This is a genomic window from Burkholderia sp. Bp9090 (assembly GCF_003857985.1).
GTDB lineage: Bacteria > Pseudomonadota > Gammaproteobacteria > Burkholderiales > Burkholderiaceae > Burkholderia.
The window spans coordinates 116835-137369 of the sequence record NZ_QTPV01000010.1 but is presented as its reverse complement, the minus strand read 5'-3'; the positions used below and the strand labels follow the sequence as shown (position 1 = coordinate 137369).

Below are 20535 nucleotides of genomic sequence, written 5' to 3'. Positions count from 1 at the left end.
GCAAAAAGCCCCGCTTCGAGCGGGGCTTCTTGTTGCTGCATGCGAAACCGTGAACGGCGCTTCGCTTGGTTGGCGCTGGGTCGTGGCTTAGTTGCCGCCGTCCTGCGACTGGCTCTGCGTGGTGCCGTACACCTTCACCTTCGAGCGGTCGCGCAGCGCGGCGAGATATGCTTCACCTTCGCTTTGCGCTTCGACCTGCGCCATCTGCTGCTGCGCGGCCGCGAGCTGTTGCGGATCGACGGCCGTACCCGCGATCACCGTGTTCACGCGATAGATCGCATAGCCGTCCGCACCGAGGTCGACACCGACGTACGCCGGCAGCGTCTTAGCATCGACCTTGTAGACGGCGCTCAGCGCGGCCGGCGTCAGGCCCTGCGACTGCGTGCGCGACACCTTCTGCGCAGCCGCGAAGCCGTCGGCCGACTTCGACTTCTGCAGCTCGGCCAGCTTCGCCGCACCGTCCTTCTTCGCGAGTTCCGCAGCCTGCTCGGCAACGACCTTCTGACGCACGACGTCCTTGATCGCGTCGAGCGCGGGCACGGCAGCCGGCTTGTAGTCGGTCACGCGCGCCGAGATCAGCGTGTTGTTGCCCACGTCGATCGCCTGCGTGTTGTTCTGGCTCTTCACCGAATCGTTCGCGAACACGGCAGCGAGGAACTTCGGATTGTTCAGCGGGCTCGTCGGCGGCAGTTGCGGATTCGGCGTCGGCGTGACGGTGGCCGTCTGGATCGTCAGCTTGTACTTGTCGGCGGCCGGCTGCAGCGTCTTCGCCTTTTCATACACGGTCGACGTGAAGCCTTCCGCGTTGTCCGTGAATGCCTTCGCTGCGTACTGCTGCTTCAGGTCGATTGCGATCTGGTCCTTCACGTCCGCGAACGGCTTGACCACCGACGGCTTCACTTCCGTCGCCTTCAGGATGTGGAAGCCGAGATCCGATTGCACGACACCGCTCACGTCGCCCTGCTTCAGCGCGAACGCCGCATCGTCGAACGCCTTGCCGCCCGCCGTCGAGCCGCGCGTGATGAAGCCGAGATCGCCGCCCTTCGCAGCCGACGGCGCATCCTGCGAGCTCTTCTGCGCGATCTGCGCGAACTGGTCCGGATGCGCCTTCACGTCCGCCAGCAACTGCTCGGCCTTCGCCTTCGCGGCTGCCTTGTCGGCCGCGCTCGCGCTGCTCGCCGCGGCGATGAAGATGTGGCTCACGCGCACCTGCGCTTCCGAGCGGAAGTGCGTCGGGTTGTCGTCATAGAACTTCTTGATGTCCGCCTCGGTCGGCTGCGCGCTCGCGGCAGCGGCGGCCGGCGAATAGACGAGATACTGGATCGTCGCGGTTTCCGGCGTCGCGAAGCTTTGCTTGCGCGCGTCATAGTACGCGGCGAGCTGTGCGTCGGTCGGCTGTACCTTCGCCGCGTAGTCGCTCGTCTTCAGCAGCAGCGCCTGCACTTCGCGCTGCTGCGCGGCCAGCTCCGACAGGCGTTGCGCCGGGCCCTTCGGCGTGAACGCGCTCGCGATGATGCTCGCCGGAATCTGCTGCAGCGCGAGGCTGTAGCGCACGCGCTCCTGATACTGCTCGGGCGTCATCCCCTGGAACGACAGCAGCTGCGCGTAGCGTTCGACGTCGATCGAACCGTCGGGCTTCTTCAGCGACGCGATCATCGGGTCGCTCATCAGCGCATCGCGCACGGCGTTGTCGGATGCGGTCAGGTGCAGGCGTTGCGTCTCGTCGGCCAGCACGCGTTGCTGGATCAGGCCGTCGAGTACTTGCTTGCGATGTTCGGGCGTGTCGAACGCCTTGATGTCGAACTGCCCGCCGAGCGCCTGGCGCGCCTGGTCGACCTGCTGACGGAACGCGCCGTCGAATTCGACCCGCGTGATCTTGTGCCCGTTGATCGCCGCGACGTTCGCGCTGTCGTCGAAGAAGCCGCGGAAACCTTGGATCCCGACGAAACCCAGCCCCGGCAACACGATCAGGAGCAGGAGCGCCATCATCAGGCGCTGGTGATTACGGAAGAAATCGAGCATGCGTGACGGGAAAATTGGACAAAACGTCCGATATTACAACATACGGGGTGGCACGGGAGAAAAGCAGGTGCGCAACGCGCGGGCGCGATCAACGACGCAAATGAAAAAGCCCGCACGAGGCGGGCTTCTTCATTTTCTGGCGGAGCGGACGGGACTTGCCTACATCCTGCAGGCCGCGGCTGCGCGTGCACGCGCAGCCCTTCGCGTCCCGCCGGAAGCCGCGCAGGCGGCTTCCTCCACTCCGCAGTCACGCGCCCGCGAGCGGGCGCGATCAACGACGCAAATGAAAAAGCCCGCACGAGGCGGGCTTTTTCATTTTCTGGCGGAGCGGACGGGACTCGAACCCGCGACCCCCGGCGTGACAGGCCGGTATTCTAACCGACTGAACTACCGCTCCTTGGTCTGGCTGAATCGTGAAACTGGTGGGTGCTGAGGGGTTCGAACCCCCGACCTACGCCTTGTAAGGGCGCCGCTCTACCAGCTGAGCTAAGCACCCGTTTCCGATTCGTTCTGGCTGCGATCTGCGTTTCGGCATCAACAACCAGCGAGCCCGCAAGTTTAATTCATCCCCGATCATTTTGCCAAGCCCATGCGCAAAAATTTTTAACGCGCGACGCTACACACGATCCCGACGCGCATAAAAAAACCCGCGGACTCGCCGCGGGTTTCGCGAACCACCGTCAGCGACGGCGTTCAGGTTCTCAGTGCTTCACGACTTCCGTCGAACCGGCATCCTTGGCCGCCTCGCCGACCGGTGCCGCAGCCTTCGCCTCTTCTTCCGGCGGCAGCGGGGTCGGCGTACGTTCGAGCGCGAGCTCGAGCACCTTGTCGATCCAGCGGACCGGCACGATCTCGATCGCGTTCTTCACGTTGTCCGGAATGTCCGCGAGATCCTTCACGTTCTCTTCCGGGATCAGCACGAGCTTGATGCCGCCGCGATGCGCAGCCAGCAGCTTTTCCTTCAGCCCGCCGATCGGCAGCACTTCGCCGCGCAGCGTGATCTCGCCCGTCATCGCGACATCGGCACGCACGGGAATGCCCGTCAGCACCGACACCAGCGCGGTCGTCATCGCACCGCCGGCGGACGGACCGTCCTTCGGCGTCGCGCCTTCCGGCACGTGGATGTGGATGTCCTGCTTCTCGAACGCTTCGTCCTTGATGCCAAGACGCCGCGAACGCGAGCGCACGACCGAACGTGCGGCCTCGACCGACTCCTTCATCACGTCGCCGAGCGAACCCGTGCGAATCACGTTGCCCTTGCCCGGCATCACCGCGGCTTCGATCGTCAGCAGGTCGCCGCCGACTTCCGTCCACGCGAGGCCCGTCACCTGACCGACCTGGTTTTCCTTCGCCGCGAGGCCGAAGTCGTACTTGCGCACGCCGAGGAACGTATCGAGGTTCTCGCCGTCGACCTTGATCGCGCCCGATGCCTTCTTCAGCAGCAGCATCTTCACGACCTTGCGGCAGATCTTCGACACTTCCCGCTCGAGCGAACGCACACCGGCTTCGCGCGTGTAGTAGCGGATGATGTCGCGGATCGCCTGCTCGGTGACCTCGATCTCGCCGTCCTTCAGACCGTTGTTCTTCTTCTGCTTCGGCAGCAGGTAACGCTGCGCGATGCTGACCTTCTCGTCTTCCGTGTAGCCCGACAGACGAATCACTTCCATCCGGTCGAGCAGCGGCGGCGGGATGTTCAGCGAGTTCGACGTCGCGACGAACATCACGTCCGACAGGTCGAAGTCGACCTCGATGTAGTGGTCGGCGAACGTGTGGTTCTGTTCCGGATCGAGCACTTCGAGCAGCGCCGACGACGGATCGCCGCGGAAATCCATGCCCATCTTGTCGACTTCGTCGAGCAGGAAGAGCGGATTGCGCACGCCGACCTTCGCGAGGCTCTGCAGGATCTTGCCCGGCATCGAGCCGATGTACGTGCGGCGGTGACCGCGGATCTCGGCTTCGTCACGCACGCCGCCGAGCGCCATCCGGACGAACTTGCGGTTCGTCGCGCGAGCGATCGACTGGCCGAGCGAGGTCTTGCCGACGCCCGGAGGCCCGACGAGGCACAGGATCGGCGCCTTGACCTTGTCCACGCGCTGTTGCACCGCGAGGTACTCGAGAATGCGTTCCTTCACCTTCTCGAGGCCGAAGTGATCCTCGTCGAGCACCTGCTCGGCGTTCGACAGATCGTTGTTGACCTTGCTCTTCTTGCGCCACGGCAGGCCGATCAGCGTGTCGATGTAGTTGCGCACGACGGTCGCTTCCGCCGACATCGGCGACATCAGCTTCAGCTTCTTGAGCTCGGCGTCGGCCTTCTTCTTCGCTTCCTTCGGCATGCGCGCGGCGTTGATGCGCTTCTCGAGTTCCTCGAGATCCGCGCCCTCTTCGCCTTCGCCCAGTTCCTTCTGGATCGCCTTGACCTGTTCGTTCAGGTAGTACTCGCGCTGGCTCTTTTCCATCTGGCGCTTCACGCGCCCGCGGATGCGCTTCTCGACCTGCAGGATGTCGATCTCGGCTTCGAGCTGCGCGAGCAGGTGCTCGAGGCGCTCGATGACCGGGAACATCTCGAGGATGTGCTGCTTCTGGTCGAGCTTCAGCGGCAGACGCTCGGCGATCATGTCCGCGAGACGGCCGGCTTCGTCGATGCCGGACAGCGACGTGAGAATCTCCGGCGGGATCTTCTTGTTCAGCTTCACGTACTGGTCGAACTGCGACACGATCGCGCGGCGCAGCGCTTCCGTTTCAGCGCTGTCGGCGTGATCGGGCTCGAGCGGCATCACTTCGCAGGAGAACTGCGTCTCCTGTTCTTCGATCGACAACGCCTTCGCGCGCTGCAGGCCCTCGACGAGCACCTTCACGGTGCCGTCCGGCAGCTTCAGCATCTGCAGGATGTTGGCGATACAGCCGACCTCGTACATGTCCTTTTCGGTCGGTTCGTCCTTGGCCGCGGTTTTCTGGGCGACGAGCATGATGTGCTTGCCGCCTTCCATCGCTGCTTCGAGGGCCTTGATCGATTTCGGCCGGCCCACGAAGAGCGGAATGACCATGTGCGGGAAAACGACGACGTCCCGCAGCGGCAGCAGCGGGAGCGTGATGCGTTCCGGCGGGAGAAGTTGGGTGCCTGACATTTCATTTCCCCATGAGTGGAATCAATTGTTCGGTAATTGAGGCCGCCACAACGAATTGCAAGCCTTCAAGTGCGGGAAATATTCGGTAAGAAAGTAACCACCGCGTGTCGAGTCAGAGTTACCCACAAGATAAACGAAAAAAAGCCGCCCACGATCTCATGAACGGCCTTTTTCGCAGAACATCGTCGGCAAGCCGGTCAGTTCGAACCCGCCACCTTCGGCGTGTCCTCATAGATCAGCAGGGGTTTGCCGTCGCCATCGATCACGTTCTCGTCGATGATGACCTTGCTGACCCCTTTCATCGCCGGCAGCTCGTACATCACGTCGAGCAGCGCCTGTTCGATGATCGAACGCAAGCCGCGCGCGCCGGTCTTGCGGCGGATCGCCTTGCGGGCGACTGCCTGCAACGCGCCCGGCCGGATTTCCAGCTCGACGCGCTCCATCGCGAACAGCTTGTGATACTGCTTGACGAGCGCGTTCTTCGGCTCGACCAGGATCTTCATCAGCGCGGCTTCATCGAGCTTGCCGAGCGTCGCGACCACCGGCAGACGGCCGATCAATTCGGGGATCAGACCGAATTTGATCAGGTCTTCCGGCTCCGTTTCGCGCAGCACTTCGCCCGCGTCGCGTTCCTGCTTGCTCTTGACCGTCGCGCCGAAGCCGATGCCCGTCTTTTCGGTGCGATCGGTGATCACCTTCTCGAGGCCGTCGAACGCGCCGCCGCAGATGAACAGGATGTTGGTCGTGTCGACCTGGATGAAATCCTGGTTCGGATGCTTGCGGCCACCCTGCGGCGGCACCGACGCCATCGTGCCCTCGACGAGCTTCAGCAGCGCCTGCTGGACGCCCTCGCCCGACACGTCGCGCGTGATCGACGGGTTGTCCGACTTGCGGCTGATCTTGTCGATTTCGTCGATGTAGACGATCCCGCGCTGGGCCTTGTCGACCTCGTAGTTGCAGTTCTGCAACAGCTTCTGGATGATGTTCTCGACGTCCTCGCCGACGTAGCCGGCTTCGGTCAGCGTCGTCGCATCGGCGATCACGAACGGCACGTTCAGCAACCGCGCGAGCGTCTGCGCGAGCAGCGTCTTGCCGGAGCCCGTCGGGCCGATCAGCAGGATGTTGCTCTTCGACAGCTCGACGTCGTCCTTCTTGTCGAGATGCTTCAGGCGCTTGTAGTGGTTGTACACGGCCACCGCGAGGATCTTCTTCGCACGCTCCTGGCCGATCACGTACTGATCGAGGATGTCGCGAATTTCCTGCGGGCTCGGCAGATCCGACCGGGACAGGCTGGCCTCGACGCCGGCGGCAGCCGCCTCGTCGCGAATGATCTCGTTGCAGAGGTCGATGCACTCATCGCAGATGAATACCGACGGGCCCGCGATGAGTTTCTTCACCTCATGCTGGCTCTTCCCGCAAAACGAGCAATACAACAGCTTCTCGCTGTTCGAACCTTTTTTGTCCGCCATGAATGTAGAGCCTCCGGACAGGTAGATGACATGATACGCCGAATGCTCCGAACGCCGCGCCTAGGGCGCGACCGGAGTCGGCTGGATGCGCTTGCCGCAGATGCTCAGGGCACTCGGGACGTTGCAGGGGCGCCGCGCAAATCGGGGCGGCACCCCACTTAAGCTCACGGACGCTTCAGCAGCACCTGATCGATCAGCCCGTAAGCCTTCGCGTCCTCGCTCGACATGAAGTTATCACGGTCGGTGTCGCGCGCGATGCGCTCCACGTCCTGGCCCGTATGCTGCGCGAGCAGGTTGTTCAGCCGTTCCTTCAGGTAGAGGATCTCGCGTGCCTGGATCTCGATGTCGGACGCCTGGCCGCGTGCGCCGCCGAGCGGCTGGTGAATCATCACGCGCGAGTTCGGCAGCGCGAAGCGCTTGCCCTTCGCGCCCGACGCGAGCAGGAATGCGCCCATGCTGGCCGCGAGACCCATGCACAGCGTCGACACGTCCGGCTTGATGAACTGCATCGTGTCGTAGATCGCCATGCCGGCCGACACCGAGCCGCCCGGGCTGTTGATGTAGAGGCTGATGTCCTTGTCGGGATTCTCGCTCTCGAGGAACAGCAATTGCGCGACCACGAGGTTGGCGGTCTGGTCGTTCACTTCGCCGACCATGAACACCAGGCGCTCCTTCAGGAGACGCGAATAGATATCGTACGAACGCTCGCCGCGGCCGCTCGTTTCGACGACGATCGGCACCAGCCCCAGCGCTTGCGCCTCGAAACCCTGCGGCGCGTTCGAAGCAAGCATGTCCAGCAATTCAGCGCGAGTGATCATTCAATGAACCTTGTTCGAATGGAAAATTGAACGGAGGGAAGCCGCCCGCTCAATCGCCATATTAATGGCAACCGTGCGCTTGACGTAAAAACGGCGTGCGGGCCGTCGCTCCGACAGCCGGCACGCCGCTAGAGCAACACTTACGCTTGCGCCGATGCGCTCGCGAGTGCCTCGAAGCTCACTTCCTTGTCCGTCACCTTTGCCTTGCCCAGCACGAAGTCGACGACGTTGCTTTCAACGACGAACGCTTCCATCTCGGCGAGGCGCTGCTGGTTCGAATAATACCAGCGGACCACTTCCTTCGGGTCTTCGTAGCTCTTCGCGAACTCGTCGACTTCCGCGCGGATCTGTTCCGGCTTCGCTTCGAGGCCGTTCGACTTCACGAGCTCGGCCAGCACGAGGCCCAGCTTCACGCGACGCTCCGCCTGCTCGGCGAACATCTCGGCCGGGATCGGTGCGTCCTTCGCGTTCGGCACGCCGCGCTGCGCCAGATCCTGGCGAGCCATTTCGACGAGACGTTGCTGGTCTTGTTCGATCAGGGCCTTCGGCACGTCGAGTTCGGAAATCTTCAGCAGCGCGTCCATCACCTGGTTCTTGACGATGGCTTGCGTGCGACGCTTCGCTTCGCGCTCGAGGTTTTCCTTGATTTCGGCGCGCATCTTCGTCAGGTCGCCGTCTTCGATGCCGAGCGACTTCGCGAATTCGGCGTCGATTTCCGGCAGGTGCGGCCATTCGATCTTCTTCATCGTGACCGTGAATTGCGCCGTCTTGCCCGCCACGTCCTTGCCGTGGTAGTCGTCCGGGAACTTCAGCTCGAACGTGCGCTGTTCGCCGGCCTTCAGGCCGAGCGCCGCCGTTTCGAATTCCGGCAGCATGCGGCCTTCGCCGAGCACGAACGGGAAGTCTTCGGCCGTGCCGCCCTGGAACGCGACGTCGTCGATCTTGCCGACGAAGTCGACCGTCACGCGGTCGCCGTTCTTCGCTGCGGTGTCCTCACCGCCGTCGCCGTGCTCGCCGGCTTCGCCACGAGCGTGGTAGTGCACGCGCTGCTTGCGCAGGATGTCCAGCGTGCGGTCGATTTCGGCGTCGCCGATCGACGTCGTCGAGCGCTCGACTTCAGCCGTCGCCAGATCGCCGATCTTCACTTCCGGGTAGACCTCGAACGTCGCGTCGAACGCGTACGCATCTTCAGCCTGTTCCTGCTTCGGCTCGAAGCTCGGCTGGCCGGCGACGCGCAGGTTTTCCGCGCGGCTGATCGTGAAGAATTCCTGGCCGATCTTGTCGCTCAGCACTTCCGCCTCGACCTGACCCGAGTATTGCTGGGCGACCATCTTCAGCGGCACCTTGCCCGGGCGGAAACCCGGCATGCGAACGTTCTTCGCGAGTTTCTGGATACGGGCGTCGATTTCCTTCTGCACGGTGTCCTTCGGCAGGGAAATCGTCACGCGGCGTTCAAGCTTGCCGAGGTTCTCAACAACGTTAGCCATGGCTTCAATCGTCCTAAAATTATTCGAGCGAATCGGGTTTTCCTTGCCGTGCCTGCCTGCGGCGTGAGGTGCGTCTCACGCACACGCCGCGCCGGAGCGCCACGCCATCCCTGCACGCGCCGGATGGCTAGCGCAAGCGGCTCGGAGCACGGCTTTGGCCGGAAGAATCGACTATTCTAGCAAACAATCTTCCTCATACCGCCAGATCGGCACGACAACCGTGCGCACCCGCGGTGCCGCCCGCTCCCGCGCGCGGCAATGCGCGCGGATCGCCGCTATGCCGAACGCCGTATCCACCGCGGGCCCGCCATCCTGTAAGCTCCGATTGAAGGTGCGCCGCGGGCCGCGGCCGCCATTCTTCACACCAATCACGCCTTCCGGAGACACCATGCCGCAACACCCGTCCGCGCCTGTCGTCGTCATCGCGCCCGATTCGTTCAAAGGCTCGCTTTCCGCCGAGCAGGTCGCGGACGCGATCGCCACCGGCATCCGCCGCGCCCGGCCCGATGCGGTCGTGCGCCGCTGCCCGATGGCCGACGGCGGCGAAGGCACGCTCGACGCGATGCTGGCGGGCGGCGGCACGCGGCGCACGCTGCAGGTGGCCGGCGCGTCGCTCGCCGCACGCGATGCGGCGGTCGGCGTGATCGACGCGCGCACCGCGATCGTCGAGACTGCCGAGATCGTCGGCATTACCGATGCGGTCGGCATGAGCGTGCCGGTCGACGCGCGCAGCACGCGCGGCATGGGCGAAGCGATCCGCACGCTGCTCGACGAGGGCGTGCGCCGCTTCTTCGTCGCGCTCGGCGGCAGCAGCACCAACGACGCGGGCGCAGGGTTGCTCGCGGGCCTCGGCCTGCAATGCTTCGACGCGGCCGGCCAGCCGGTCGAACCCGTGCCGGCACGACTCGCCGACATCGCGCGGATCGACGCGGCGGGGCTCGATCCGCGCCTGCAGGACGCGGAATTCATCGGCATGTCCGACGTCGACAACCCGCTGACGGGCGCGCATGGCGCAACCGCGGTGTTCGGTCCGCAAAAGGGCGTCACGCCCGCGCAGGTCGCGACCCTCGACGCCGCGCTCGGCCATTTCGCCGACCTGCTCGAGACCGCGCTCGACCGGCGCTGCCGCGACCTGGCCGGTGCCGGCGCCGCGGGCGGCCTCGGCTTCGCGCTGCACATGCTCGGCGCGCAGTTCGAAGCCGGCGCGGAAGTCGTCGCGCGGCAGGTCGGGCTCGATGCGGCACTGGCCGGCGCCGACTGGCTGATCACCGGCGAAGGCCGCTCCGACGTGCAGACGCTGCACGGCAAGGCGCCGTTCATCGCGTGCCGCCACGCGCGGGTCGCGGGCGTGCCCGCGTCGCTGCTGTCGGGCGCGGTCGACCCGGCCGCGCTGCCGCGCCTGTCCGAACACTTTTCCGGCTGCTTCTCGCCGGCGCCCGGCCCGATCACGCTCGACGTCGCGATCCGCGACGCGGCGAACCTGCTCGCGAACGAAGCGGAACAGTTGACACGGCTGAAGTACGGCGCACACTGACCGTTGACCCGAGCGCGCGATACAGGAACAATCGGGCCCGCCCTTTTTCTTCAGGATTCGACATGAAAGGCCGACAAGCCGGGCTCGACCAGTTTCTGACCTATCGCCTCCATGCGCTCGCGAAGCGATCCGACCGCGGGATCGCCGACGTGTACCGGCACAAGCTGGACATCTCGCTGCCCGAGGCGCGCGTGATCGCCGCCGTCGGCGCCTTCGGTCCGTTTTCGATCATGGATCTCGCGCGCCACACCAATCTCGACAAGAGCCAGGCGAGCCGCGCGGCGGAAGCGCTGCTGCGCCAGGGGCTGCTCGAGCGAAGCGCGAGCGAGGAGGATGGCCGGATCGTGCTGATCGCGCTGACCACCGACGGCCGCGCGCTGCATCGCAAGATCATGCCGATCGTGCGCAAGTGGAATGAAGGCTTGCTCGCGTGCCTGTCCGACAGCGAGCGCCAGACGTTCGAGCGGCTGCTCGACAAGGTGGTCGCGAGCGCGATCGAACGCGACGACTGAACCGCTTCTTGGCGGGCGTAGTCGGCGCCGCCCCTATCGCGAAGGTGCGGCATGGGCTGCAATCGCTGCGGCCGCGCACATGTTTCAGGCGCCTGCCGCTTTACCCGGATTTATTCGGATGAATCCCGCGGGCCGCCCGAGTCGCGCAAGCGTGGGCGGCGGCCCGGGCGATCGCTCGCCGTTTCGTCATTCTTCCCTGCATGCCGGCCATCGCCGCCGCGCTCTCCCTCCGCTACAGCCCGCTGTTCGCCGCACGCTGACGCAGCAACCCCAGCACCGCGTCGCAATACGGCGTCGGCACGCCGAGCTTGCGCCCCAGTTCCGGAAACACGCCGAGGATCGGCCCGATTTCCAGCGGCCGCCCGGCCTCGAAATCCTGCAGCATCGATGTCTTGAACGCGCCGAGCTTGCGCGTCACGGCAATCCGCTCCGGCCCGCTCATCCCCGCATCGAGGCCGAGCTTCGCGCCGATCGCGGCCGCCTCCTCCATCATCCGCAACGCGAGATCCCGCGTGAACGGATCGTCGAGCAGCTGCTCGGCGGTCGAACCCGTCAGCGCGCTCAACGGATTCATGTTCATGTTGCCCCACAGCTTCGCCCAGATCTCGGTGCGGATCGCCGGCGTCGACTCGACGTCGAAGCCGCCCGCGGCAAGCGCCGCCGCGAACCGCGCGGTCGGCGCGGCGAGCCGATGGTCGGGCGAGCCGACGATCAGGCGGTTGCCGCGGCCGCGGCGCACGACACCCGGTGCATCGGTGCTCGACGACAGGTGCACGACGCAGCCGATCGCCTGTGCGGGCGGCAACGCCGCCGAGACTGCACCCGCCGGGTCGACCGCGTCGAGCGGCACGCCGTCGAGCGGGCCCGCGAGCCCGTGCGTGAACCACCACGGCAGCCCGTTCATCGCGGCGACGATCACCGTGCCGGGCCCGACCAGCGGCGCGATGCGCGCGGCCAGCGCCGGCAGCGCCTGCGCCTTCAGCGCGATCACCACGTAGTCCTGCACGCCGAGCGCAACCGCGTCGTCGCTCGCGCGCACCGGGACCGACGACATGACGCCCGCCTCGTCGATCACGCGCACGCCGTGCGTGTCCAGTGCATCGAGCGTCGCACCGCGCGCGAATGCGCTCATCGTCATGCCGGCTCGCGAAAGCGCGGCCGCGAGCAACCCGCCGATCGCGCCGACACCGACCACCGCCGCGCGCACCGCCCCTGAATTCGTGTCGTTCATGATGGAAATCCGTCTACCGGGAGCTGACGAGCATAACGCTCAATGGTTGCGGATACAACCATTCGTGCCAGCACCCGCATGCCTGTGCCGGCACGAACGATTCAGCGCGCCGCGCCACCTGCCTCCACCGGCTCGTCGTCGGTCGGGCCGCCCGTCGCGCCGAGCACGCCGGCGATCTGGCTCTTGTCGTGCATGCCGAGCTTGCGGTACGCGCAGCGCAGGTAGTGACGCACGGTCGTCGGCGAAATCGCCATCTGCTGCGCGACCTCCTTGTGCGAACGGCCGGCACCGTAATAGCGGATCGCCGCCAGCTCGCGCGGACTCAGCCGGTCGAGCAGCGAGCGCGGCCGCGCCTCGATCTGGAACAGTCCCGCGACGGGCACGCACTGGATGCGCAACGCATCGCCGATGAACGGCTGGCCCGACTGGCGCCGCACGTGCGCGACCAGCGGCTCCGGTACGCGCGGGCCCGTCCACGCCGGCCATTCGGTGCGCAGCACGTCGTCGAAGCCGTGATCGGCGTGATGCAGCACGCCGAAGTTGTCGCACAGCGCGCGCGCCGCCGGCGCCACCGCGTCGCCGCGCTCGCGCGTGAGCTGCGCCGCGCGATTGATCGTCAGCGCGGCCGCCAGATGCGGGATCACTTCCTCGAAGCGGCTCGCGTCGTCGTCGCTGAACGGACGGTTCAGGCCCTGGCGGTAGATCGACATGAACGTCGTCAGCCCGAAGCGGCGGTCGAGCGTACACACGCACATCAGTTGCGCCAGCCCGTACTTCACGCACCAGTCGCGAAACCGCGCGTCGAACCCGGGCTCGACGACCGACAATCGCACCGCGCGACCGTGCGCGCCGAGCAGCGTGCGCTGCGCGAGCGGATCGCAGTCGCGCACGCGTTTCCAGTCGCTGAAGAACGCATGCGGCAGACGGTACAGGAAACTGTTGTGCATCACGGGGCCGGTCGGCACGTGCGTCGCGACGCCGGTCCACGCGGCGTCGAACGGGATGAGCCCCTGCAGCAGCGAAAAGAAGCGGCACTCGAATTCGCCGATGCCCGACTGCGCGGCGAGCGCGTACAGATCGAGCAGCATCAGGCCGAGTTCGCGCCGCGCCGCGTCGCCGCGCGTCACGCCGTCGAAATCGGCGCGGCGCGGCGGCAGCGGCGGCCAGGCGGATTCCTCGAGCACGATCGCGGCCGGCACGTCGCGCAACGCGTCGAGATCCTGCCCGATATCCGTCGTGATCCTCACCTTCCGCTCCCCTGCCCGATCGGGCCGCTGATGCGCGCAACGCAGACCGGCCGATTATAGCGACCGGCATTTTTGGCGGGCGCCGCCGCCGGAGTACACGACAGCCCCATCCATTTGAACGGGACGCCGCCCGTTGCTGCCGCGCAGCACGCCGCGCCGCGGCGTCGCGGCGTGTCCATGCCGTGCACCGCGGGTTTTCCATACCGTTCATCTGCACGACTGTTCGCCGGTTTTCCCGCTGCGGACACTGCGTCGCGACAACACCAGCGACAAACGACGCAGGACGGTATGGAGAACCCCACGTGATGACACCCCGCTTCATCCGCACGGCGATGGCCGCCGCTGCGCTCGCTGCGTGCAGCTTCGCCGCACACGCGCAATCGACCCTCACGCTGTACGGCGCGCTCGACGCCGGCGTGCAGTACCTGACGCATGCCGACGGACGGCACGCGGCCGTGCAGTTGCAGAACTACGGCATCCTGCCGTCGCAGGTCGGGCTCAAGGGCACCGAGGATCTCGGCGGCGGCTGGCGCGCGCTGTTCAAGCTCGAACAGGGTCTCAACATCAACGACGGCACCGCGACCGTCCCCGGCTACGCGTTCTTCCGCGGCGCGTACGTCGGCATCGCGGGGCCCGTCGGCACCGTCACGCTCGGCCGGCAGTTCAGCGTGCTGTTCGACAAGACGCTGTTCTACGACCCGCTGTGGTACGCGTCGTACAGCGGCCAGGGTGTGCTCGTGCCGATGAACGCGAACTTCATCGACCACTCGATCAAGTACCAGTCGCCGGCGTTCGCCGGCTTCGATGTCGAGGCCCTTGCCGCGACGGCCGGCGTCGCGGGCAATACGCGCGCCGGGCGCGTGCTCGAACTCGGCGGCCAGTACACGAGCAACGGGCTGTCGGTCAGCGCGGTGCTGCATCAGGCGCACGGCGACGCGTCGGCGGCGGGCGACGCGTCCGCGCGCCGCCGCGAGCTCGGCACGCTCGCCGCGCGTTATGCGTTCGCGACGCTGCCGCTCACCGTCTACGCGGGCGTCGAACGCCTGACCGGCGACCTCGATGCGGCGCGCACGATCGTCTGGGGCGGCGCGCGCTACCTGACGTCGGGCGGAATCGGGCTGAACGCGGGCGTCTACCACACCGATTCGCACGCGCCGGCGATCGGGCGCCCGACGCTGTTCATCGCGAGCACCACCTACGCGCTGTCGAAACGCACCGTCGCCTACCTGAACCTCGGTTATGCGCGCAACAGCGGCCAGAGTTCGCAGACCGTCTACGAATACGACCCGACACCGCTCGCCGGCGCATCGCAGTTCGGCGCGATGGTCGGCATGTACCACCTGTTCTGATTCCGTCCAGCGAGATCCAGCCATGAAAACCCTTTGCTCCACAGATGCCGCACTGCCGTCCGACGGCCGCGCGTCACCGTTCGCGCGCTCGACGCTCGTCGCCCTCGTCGTGTTCGCGGCCATCACGCCGCTGCTGCTGCTCGTCGCGCCGGCCGTCGCCGGTCAGTTGGCGACACAGCTCGGGCTGTCCGCGTCGCAGATCGGCACCTACTTCTTCGTCGAACTCGGTGCGTTCAGCCTCGCGACCGTGCCGTCGTACCTGTGGCTCGGCCGTGTCGATGCGCGCCGCGTTGCCGCCTGCGCGATCGCGCTGTTCGGCGCGGGCAATCTCCTGACCGCGCTTTGGATGCCCGGCTTCGTCACGCTGCTCGCGTTGCGTGCCGTCACCGCGCTCGGCGGCGGCTCGCTGATGGTGCTCTGCATGACCAGTGCGGCCACGAGCGAGAACAGCGATCGCGTGTACGGCCTCTGGGTCGTCGGCCAGTTGATCGCCGGCGCGATCGGCCTGTTCGTGCTGCCACACGTGTTCGCCGAGTTCGGGCTGCGCGCGCTGTACGTCGCGCTGGCCGTGCTCGCGCTGCTTGCCGCGCCGCTGTCGCGCGGCTTTCCGGCGACGCTCGGTGCGCGGAGCGCGTCGGCGCGGGCCGCGCGCGGCGCTGCGACGAATACGCCGCAGCGCTTCGTCGCGCTCGCGATCGGTGCGGTGCTGACCTTCTATCTCGCGATCGGCAGCGTGTGGACCTTCGCGAGCCGCGCGGCAGCGGAAGCCGGACTCGATCCGCAAGCGACCGGCAACGTGCTCGCGATCGCGAGCGTGATGGGGATTGCCGGCGCGGCGCTCGCATCCTGCGCGGGCGGCCGGCTTGCGCGGCGCACGATGCTGGCCACCGGTTACGCGCTGCTCGCGGCGTCGCTCGTCGCACTCGCCGCGCTGCCGCATGCGCGCGGCTACAGCGCCGCGATCTTCGCGTTCAAGTTCGCGTGGACGTTCGTACTGCCGTTCATTCTCGCGACCGTCGCACAGATCGATACGTCCGGGCGCCTCGTCGCGACGCTCAATTTCGTGATCGGTGCGGGCCTCGCGGCCGGCCCGCTGCTCGCCGGGCTGTTGCTCGATGCCGGCGGCACGATGCACGCGCTGTTCGCGGCCGCCACTGCCGTCGCGATCGCGTCGTTCGCCGCGCTGCGCCATATCGATCGCCGCGCGCGGATTGCCGCGGCTGCCATTTCCTCCCAACCGTGACAGGTCAAGCACATCCATGAATCGCACTGCCTTCTTCACCGACGAACGCACGTTCTGGCACACCGGCGGCACGCACGCGCTGTTCTTCCCGGTCGGCGGCTGGGTCCAGCCGCCATCGAGCGCCGGCTACGCGGAATCGCCCGATTCGAAGCGGCGCTTCCTGTCGCTCGTGCAGGCGTCGGGCCTTGCCGCTCACCTCGACCTGCGCGGTGCCGCGCCGGCCACCACCGGCGATCTGCTGCGGATTCATCCGGCGAGCTATCTCGACGCGTTCCGCGCGCTCAGCGATGCGAACGGCGGCGACCTCGGCGATCTCGCGCCGTTCGGCAAAGGGAGCTACGAGATCGCCGCGCTGTCCGCCGGCCTCGCGATCGCGGCAGTCGACACGGTCGTCGGCGGGCATGCGGCCAACGCGTTCTCGCTGTCGCGCCCGCCCGGCCATCACTGCCTGCGCGATCGCCCGATGGGCTTCTGCCTGCTCGCGAACATCCCGATCGCGATCGAGGCCGCGCGCGCGAAGCATGCGATCGAGCGCGTCGCGGTGATCGACTGGGACGTGCATCACGGCAACGGCACGCAGTCGATCTACTACGACGATCCGGACACGCTGACGATCTCGCTGCATCAGGACCGCTGCTTTCCGCCCGGCTACAGCGGCGGCGACGAGCGCGGCGAAGGCGCGGGCGTCGGCGCGAACCTGAACGTGCCGCTGCTCGCGGGCAGCGGCGACGACGCGTATCGCCATGCGTTCGAGCGGATCGTGCTGCCGGCGCTGGAACGGTTCCGGCCGGAGCTGATCGTCGTCGCGAGCGGTCTCGATGCCAGCGCGGTCGACCCGCTCGCGCGCATGCAGTTGCATACCGACAGTTACCGGTACATGACGCGGGCGGTGAAGGAGGCGGCACGGCGCCACTGCGGCGGACGGCTCGTGATCGTGCACGAAGGCGGCTATTCGGAGGCTTACGTGCCGTTCTGCGGACTCGCGATCGTCGAGGAACTGGCCGGCATCCGCACCGAGGTCGCCGATCCGATGCTCGACCTCGCGATCGCGCAGCAGCCGGGCGAGCGGTTCGTCACGTTCCAGCGCGAGCTGCTCGACGAACTGGCCGTGTCGTTCGGGTTGTAACGCGCGCTCACCAACGAGATGGGGCCGGCCCTTGCGCGATCGGTGCGGATGGGGTTTCCTGTGCTTTTATACCTGCCAGGCCCGGGCCCCTCTTCAGATGAAATCGTCTCCGCGCGAACCCGACACCAACGACAAAGCGCGCCGCCAGCCTTCGAAGCTCGCCCTGAATATCGCCGCGGTGCTGGTCGGCCTCGTCACGTTCGCGATCGGCGTCGCGTGGTTGATCTATAGCTGGATCGTCGATCGCGAAGCGCAGTATTTCGCGATTCCGCTGGTGTTTTCGGTGCCGGTGATCGTGGCGGTCGCGGTGCGGAGTTTCTGGGACTAGGCGCGCGCCGAACGACAAAGCGCCGCGGTCGGTCGACGCGCGGCGCCTTTCATCAAATGCGGTAGCAATATTGGCGGTCCGCTCCCGGCCGCTCACAAGCCCGCGTGCCGACACGGGTTGGGAACCGCGCCCTGATACCCGCTGGCGAAACCCAGTGCGGAACCGAGCAGCGCCGTGCCGACCGATTTCAGGACGGTTTCGCCCGACAGCGACACCCCGCTCGAAATCAGCCGGCCCGAATAGGCCGAACACTCCGGGGAGGCTGCGCCGGTCTGCACGGACCTGGCGCTCCACGCGACGTTGTCGGCGGCCGTCGTGGCAGATGCCGGTACGGCCAGCGCGAGCGTGAGTACGGCAATCGATGTGTGTGCGATGTTCTTCTTCATGGACGGTCCTTGGCAGGGAGCGCTGCGTACAGGAACTGTAATGAAGAGATGATACGCGCTACGCGACCCGAATTTCCGTGCGCTGGACAGGAGCCGTGTATCGGCGAAAATCGTCATCAACAAAAAAGCGCTGCCGGTCAGCCGACCGGCAGCGCTTTTTTGAACGGTCCTGGGCGGAGCCCGTTCGACTTCGTGGTGCGTGAGGCCGGACTCGAACCGGCACACCCTTGCGGGCGTCAGGACCTAAACCTGGTGCGTCTACCAATTTCGCCACTCACGCGCATTCCTGTCGCCTGACCGCGCGGCACGCAAGAAGCGTGCTCCACGCGCCCGGGCGTCATGCCGGCCCGAAAACCCGAAAACCGGCACGCCCGATCAGGCGAGCGCGAGATTCTACCCGATCCGCGCAGCATTGTCTCGCCCCGCCGGCGCCCGTCGGACAGCGGTGCTAGAATGCCGCGCTCGACGTGCCGGCCACGCGCCGGCACGCGCCCCCCGAACCCGCCTCCGCCACGACCCCACCCGTGAACTTCGACGACTACTGTCAGCAAAAGGCCGCCCCCGCGGGCTCCAGCGTCTACTACGCGCTGCGCCAGGCGCCGCTCGCCGCCGCACCGCGCCTGACGGCCCTGTTCGCGCTGCGCCGCGAACTCGAGGAAACCGTCAAGGAAACCAGCGATCCGACCGTCGGACACACGAAACTCGCGTGGTGGCACAAGGAACTCGCGGCGCTCGCCGCCGGCGAACCGTCGCACCCGGTCACGAAGGCGCTCGCGCAGCACCACCCGGCGATCGACGCAGAAACCGACGCGCTGCGCACGCTCGTCAACGGTTACGGAATGGATCTGGAACAGGCGCGTTACCTGGATTTCGCGAACCTGCAGCGCTACATCGCGCAGGTCGGCGGCACCTTCGCGTCGCTGGTCGCGCGCGCAAGCGCCGCGAATCCGGCCGAACCGCAACCGTGGGCCGCGCAGGCCGGCCACGCGCTGATGCTCGCGCAATTCGTGCAGGAACTCGGCAACGATGCGCGCCACGGCCGCATCTATCTGCCGATCGACGAACTGCAACGCTACAACGTGACCGCCGCCGACCTGCTGAATCGCCGCTACAGCCCGGCCTTCAGCGAGCTGCTGCAGTTTCAGACGGCCCGCGCGCGCGAAGCGCTCGCCGCCGCCGACGCGGCGATCCCCGCGTCCGAACGCCGCGCGCAACGCACGCTGCGTGCGCAGATCGCACTGGCCGGCGCGCTGCTCGACGAAATCGAGCGCGACGGCTACCAGGTGCTGCACCAGCGTATCGCGCTGACGCCGATCCGCAAGCTGTGGATCGCGTGGCGCGCCGCACGCGGCCGCTGATCCGCCCCGTCACGCACGACCGCCTCACACCTTCAGCAGCGGCAGCGTCTCGAAGCGCTGCTGCAGCACGTGCGTCGCATCGAGCCCCCACCACGGCCCGAGCACGGTCGCATAGAGCTGGCGGAAATCGACGGCGACCGGCAGGTTGCCGTTGCCGTCGAGATGCCCGAGTGCCGGCGTCGCGCCGTACAGCCCGCCGGCCACGCGGCCGCCCATCACGAAATGCGGCGCGGCGGTACCGTGATCGGTGCCGTTGCTCTGGTTCTCGCGCACGCGCCGCCCGAATTCCGCATACGTCATCACGAGCGTCTGGTTCCAGCGCCCGAGCTCGACCAGCGCGCCGCGCATCGCACTCATCCCTTCCGCGAACTGCCTGAGCAGCGCCGCCTGCTGCCCCGGCTGGTTCTGGTGCGTATCGAAACCGTTGAGCGTGAGCCGCAGCACCGCGACGCCGTCCTGCGCGCCGGGCCCGGACGCCTCGCATGCCGCGAGCACCTGCATCGCGGTCTTCACCGAGGTCCCGAACGTACCGGCCGGAAAGGCCGTCCTGAACTCGCGCATCCCGCCGCGCGGGCGCAGCCGGTCGGCCGCCTTCACGATGTCGTTCTCGACCTCGATGATGTGCGCGAGCGCCGGGTTCCGTTCGCGCAGCGACGACGGTTCGGCCAACCGCGCCGCGCGGATGAACTGCGCGGGATTGACGAGCGCGATCGCGCGCGCGCCGTTCGCGAGCGGTCCCATCTCCGCACTGCCGAGCACGACGCCGTCCGCCGCGAAGCCGGGCGGCACCGGCGCCTGCGCGAACGTGCGCGTGAGCCAGCCTTCGTGCAGGTACTGGTCCGAGCGCGACGCGGTGTCCCAGATCTCGATCGAGCGGAAATGCGACAGGTTCGGCTGCGGATAACCGACGCCCTGCACGATCGCGACCTGTCCGTCGCGCCACAGCGGCATCAACGGCGCGAGCGACGGGTGCAGCCCCGTCTGCGCGTCGAGCTGCAGCACCTGGTCGCGCTTGATGCCGATGCTGCGGCGGAACTGGTAGTAGAGCGGATCCGCATAGGGCACCACCGTGTTGAGGCCGTCGTTGCCGCCCTTCAGTTCGACGAGGATCAGCACGTTCGCATAACCGGTCGCCGGCTGGCGCCTGACCGCGACCATCGATGCCGCCTGCGCGGGCGGCTGCCACAACGACACGCCCGCCGCGGCCGCGGCGCCCGTCAGCGTCAGAAAATCACGTCGGTTCATCGTGCATCCTTCGGCTCGCCGTGCGGCATGGCCACCGCGGCAGCGTGCCTGTTCG

General features: G+C 66.9%; 16 protein-coding genes and 3 tRNA genes. 7 read left to right on the top strand and 12 right to left on the bottom strand.

Features of this window, described 5'->3' with window-relative positions; all coding sequences use genetic code 11:
- Window positions 1-87: 87 nt before the first annotated feature.
- From DIE16_RS12625 to tig, 7 genes are all read right to left on the bottom strand, one after another.
- Window positions 88-2022 (bottom strand): SurA N-terminal domain-containing protein, encoded by a 1935-nt coding sequence (locus DIE16_RS12625; RefSeq protein WP_124520064.1) that lies wholly within the window; start codon window positions 2020-2022, stop codon window positions 88-90.
- 320 nt (window positions 2023-2342) lie between these two features.
- Window positions 2343-2419, bottom strand: a tRNA-Asp gene (locus DIE16_RS12615).
- 23 nt (window positions 2420-2442) lie between these two features.
- Window positions 2443-2518, bottom strand: a tRNA-Val gene (locus tag DIE16_RS12610).
- Window positions 2519-2723: 205 nt separating this feature from the next.
- Window positions 2724-5147: an endopeptidase La gene (gene lon, locus DIE16_RS12605; RefSeq protein ID WP_044843675.1), complete on the bottom strand. Its 2424-nt coding sequence runs from the start codon at window positions 5145-5147 to the stop codon at window positions 2724-2726.
- Between the two features lie 197 nt (window positions 5148-5344).
- Entirely contained in the window at window positions 5345-6616 is a 1272-nt protein-coding gene (clpX, locus tag DIE16_RS12600) for an ATP-dependent Clp protease ATP-binding subunit ClpX (protein WP_006754177.1), read from the bottom strand.
- A gap of 164 nt (window positions 6617-6780) precedes the next feature.
- Entirely contained in the window at window positions 6781-7434 is a 654-nt protein-coding gene (clpP, locus tag DIE16_RS12595) for an ATP-dependent Clp endopeptidase proteolytic subunit ClpP (protein ID WP_006496351.1), read from the bottom strand.
- A 140-nt stretch (window positions 7435-7574) separates the two neighbouring features.
- Window positions 7575-8921: a trigger factor gene (gene tig / locus DIE16_RS12590; protein ID WP_044843676.1), complete on the bottom strand. Its 1347-nt coding sequence runs from the start codon at window positions 8919-8921 to the stop codon at window positions 7575-7577.
- A gap of 388 nt (window positions 8922-9309) precedes the next feature.
- Between tig and DIE16_RS12585 the strand changes: the two genes are divergently transcribed.
- Together DIE16_RS12585 and DIE16_RS12580 are read left to right on the top strand one after the other, a co-directional pair.
- Window positions 9310-10455, top strand: coding sequence for a glycerate kinase (locus tag DIE16_RS12585; protein WP_124520061.1), 1146 nt, complete (start codon window positions 9310-9312; stop codon window positions 10453-10455).
- A 62-nt stretch (window positions 10456-10517) separates the two neighbouring features.
- A complete protein-coding gene (locus DIE16_RS12580; RefSeq protein WP_124486232.1) occupies window positions 10518-10967 on the top strand; it encodes a MarR family winged helix-turn-helix transcriptional regulator in 450 nt (149 codons plus the stop codon).
- Between the two features lie 232 nt (window positions 10968-11199).
- Here DIE16_RS12580 and DIE16_RS12575 read toward each other — a convergent pair whose 3' ends face one another.
- Window positions 11200-12198, bottom strand: a complete 999-nt coding sequence (locus DIE16_RS12575; RefSeq protein WP_124892353.1) for a 2-dehydropantoate 2-reductase — start codon at window positions 12196-12198, stop codon at window positions 11200-11202.
- Between the two features lie 101 nt (window positions 12199-12299).
- Window positions 12300-13445, bottom strand: a complete 1146-nt coding sequence (locus tag DIE16_RS12570) for a helix-turn-helix transcriptional regulator (RefSeq protein WP_124486230.1) — start codon at window positions 13443-13445, stop codon at window positions 12300-12302.
- Between the two features lie 302 nt (window positions 13446-13747).
- On the opposite strand from DIE16_RS12570, the gene DIE16_RS12565 reads away from it, so the two are divergent.
- The 4 genes from DIE16_RS12565 to DIE16_RS12550 all read left to right on the top strand — a co-directional run bounded on the left by DIE16_RS12565 (window position 13748) and on the right by DIE16_RS12550 (window position 17491).
- Window positions 13748-14794, top strand: coding sequence for a porin (locus DIE16_RS12565; RefSeq protein ID WP_124570167.1), 1047 nt, complete (start codon window positions 13748-13750; stop codon window positions 14792-14794).
- Window positions 14795-14816: 22 nt separating this feature from the next.
- Window positions 14817-16037 carry an MFS transporter gene (locus DIE16_RS12560; protein ID WP_124892352.1) on the top strand — a complete coding sequence of 407 codons (1221 nt, stop codon included), beginning with the start codon at window positions 14817-14819 and terminating at the stop codon, window positions 16035-16037.
- A 16-nt stretch (window positions 16038-16053) separates the two neighbouring features.
- Window positions 16054-17163, top strand: coding sequence for a class II histone deacetylase (locus DIE16_RS12555; protein WP_124570169.1), 1110 nt, complete (start codon window positions 16054-16056; stop codon window positions 17161-17163).
- 97 nt (window positions 17164-17260) lie between these two features.
- Window positions 17261-17491 carry a hypothetical protein gene (locus tag DIE16_RS12550; protein ID WP_044843684.1) on the top strand — a complete coding sequence of 77 codons (231 nt, stop codon included), beginning with the start codon at window positions 17261-17263 and terminating at the stop codon, window positions 17489-17491.
- Window positions 17492-17583: 92 nt separating this feature from the next.
- On the opposite strand, the gene DIE16_RS12545 is transcribed toward DIE16_RS12550, so the two are convergent.
- Window positions 17584-17877 (bottom strand): hypothetical protein, encoded by a 294-nt coding sequence (locus DIE16_RS12545; RefSeq protein ID WP_124486226.1) that lies wholly within the window; start codon window positions 17875-17877, stop codon window positions 17584-17586.
- A 193-nt stretch (window positions 17878-18070) separates the two neighbouring features.
- Window positions 18071-18157: transfer RNA gene (locus DIE16_RS12540), tRNA-Leu, on the bottom strand.
- A 244-nt stretch (window positions 18158-18401) separates the two neighbouring features.
- On the opposite strand from DIE16_RS12540, the gene hpnD reads away from it, so the two are divergent.
- A complete protein-coding gene (gene hpnD / locus DIE16_RS12535) occupies window positions 18402-19235 on the top strand; it encodes a presqualene diphosphate synthase HpnD (RefSeq protein ID WP_124892351.1) in 834 nt (277 codons plus the stop codon).
- A 24-nt stretch (window positions 19236-19259) separates the two neighbouring features.
- Here the strand turns inward: hpnD and DIE16_RS12530 are convergent, their stop codons facing one another.
- Window positions 19260-20480 carry a DUF1501 domain-containing protein gene (locus tag DIE16_RS12530; RefSeq protein WP_124486224.1) on the bottom strand — a complete coding sequence of 407 codons (1221 nt, stop codon included), beginning with the start codon at window positions 20478-20480 and terminating at the stop codon, window positions 19260-19262.
- Window positions 20481-20535 lie beyond the last annotated feature (55 nt).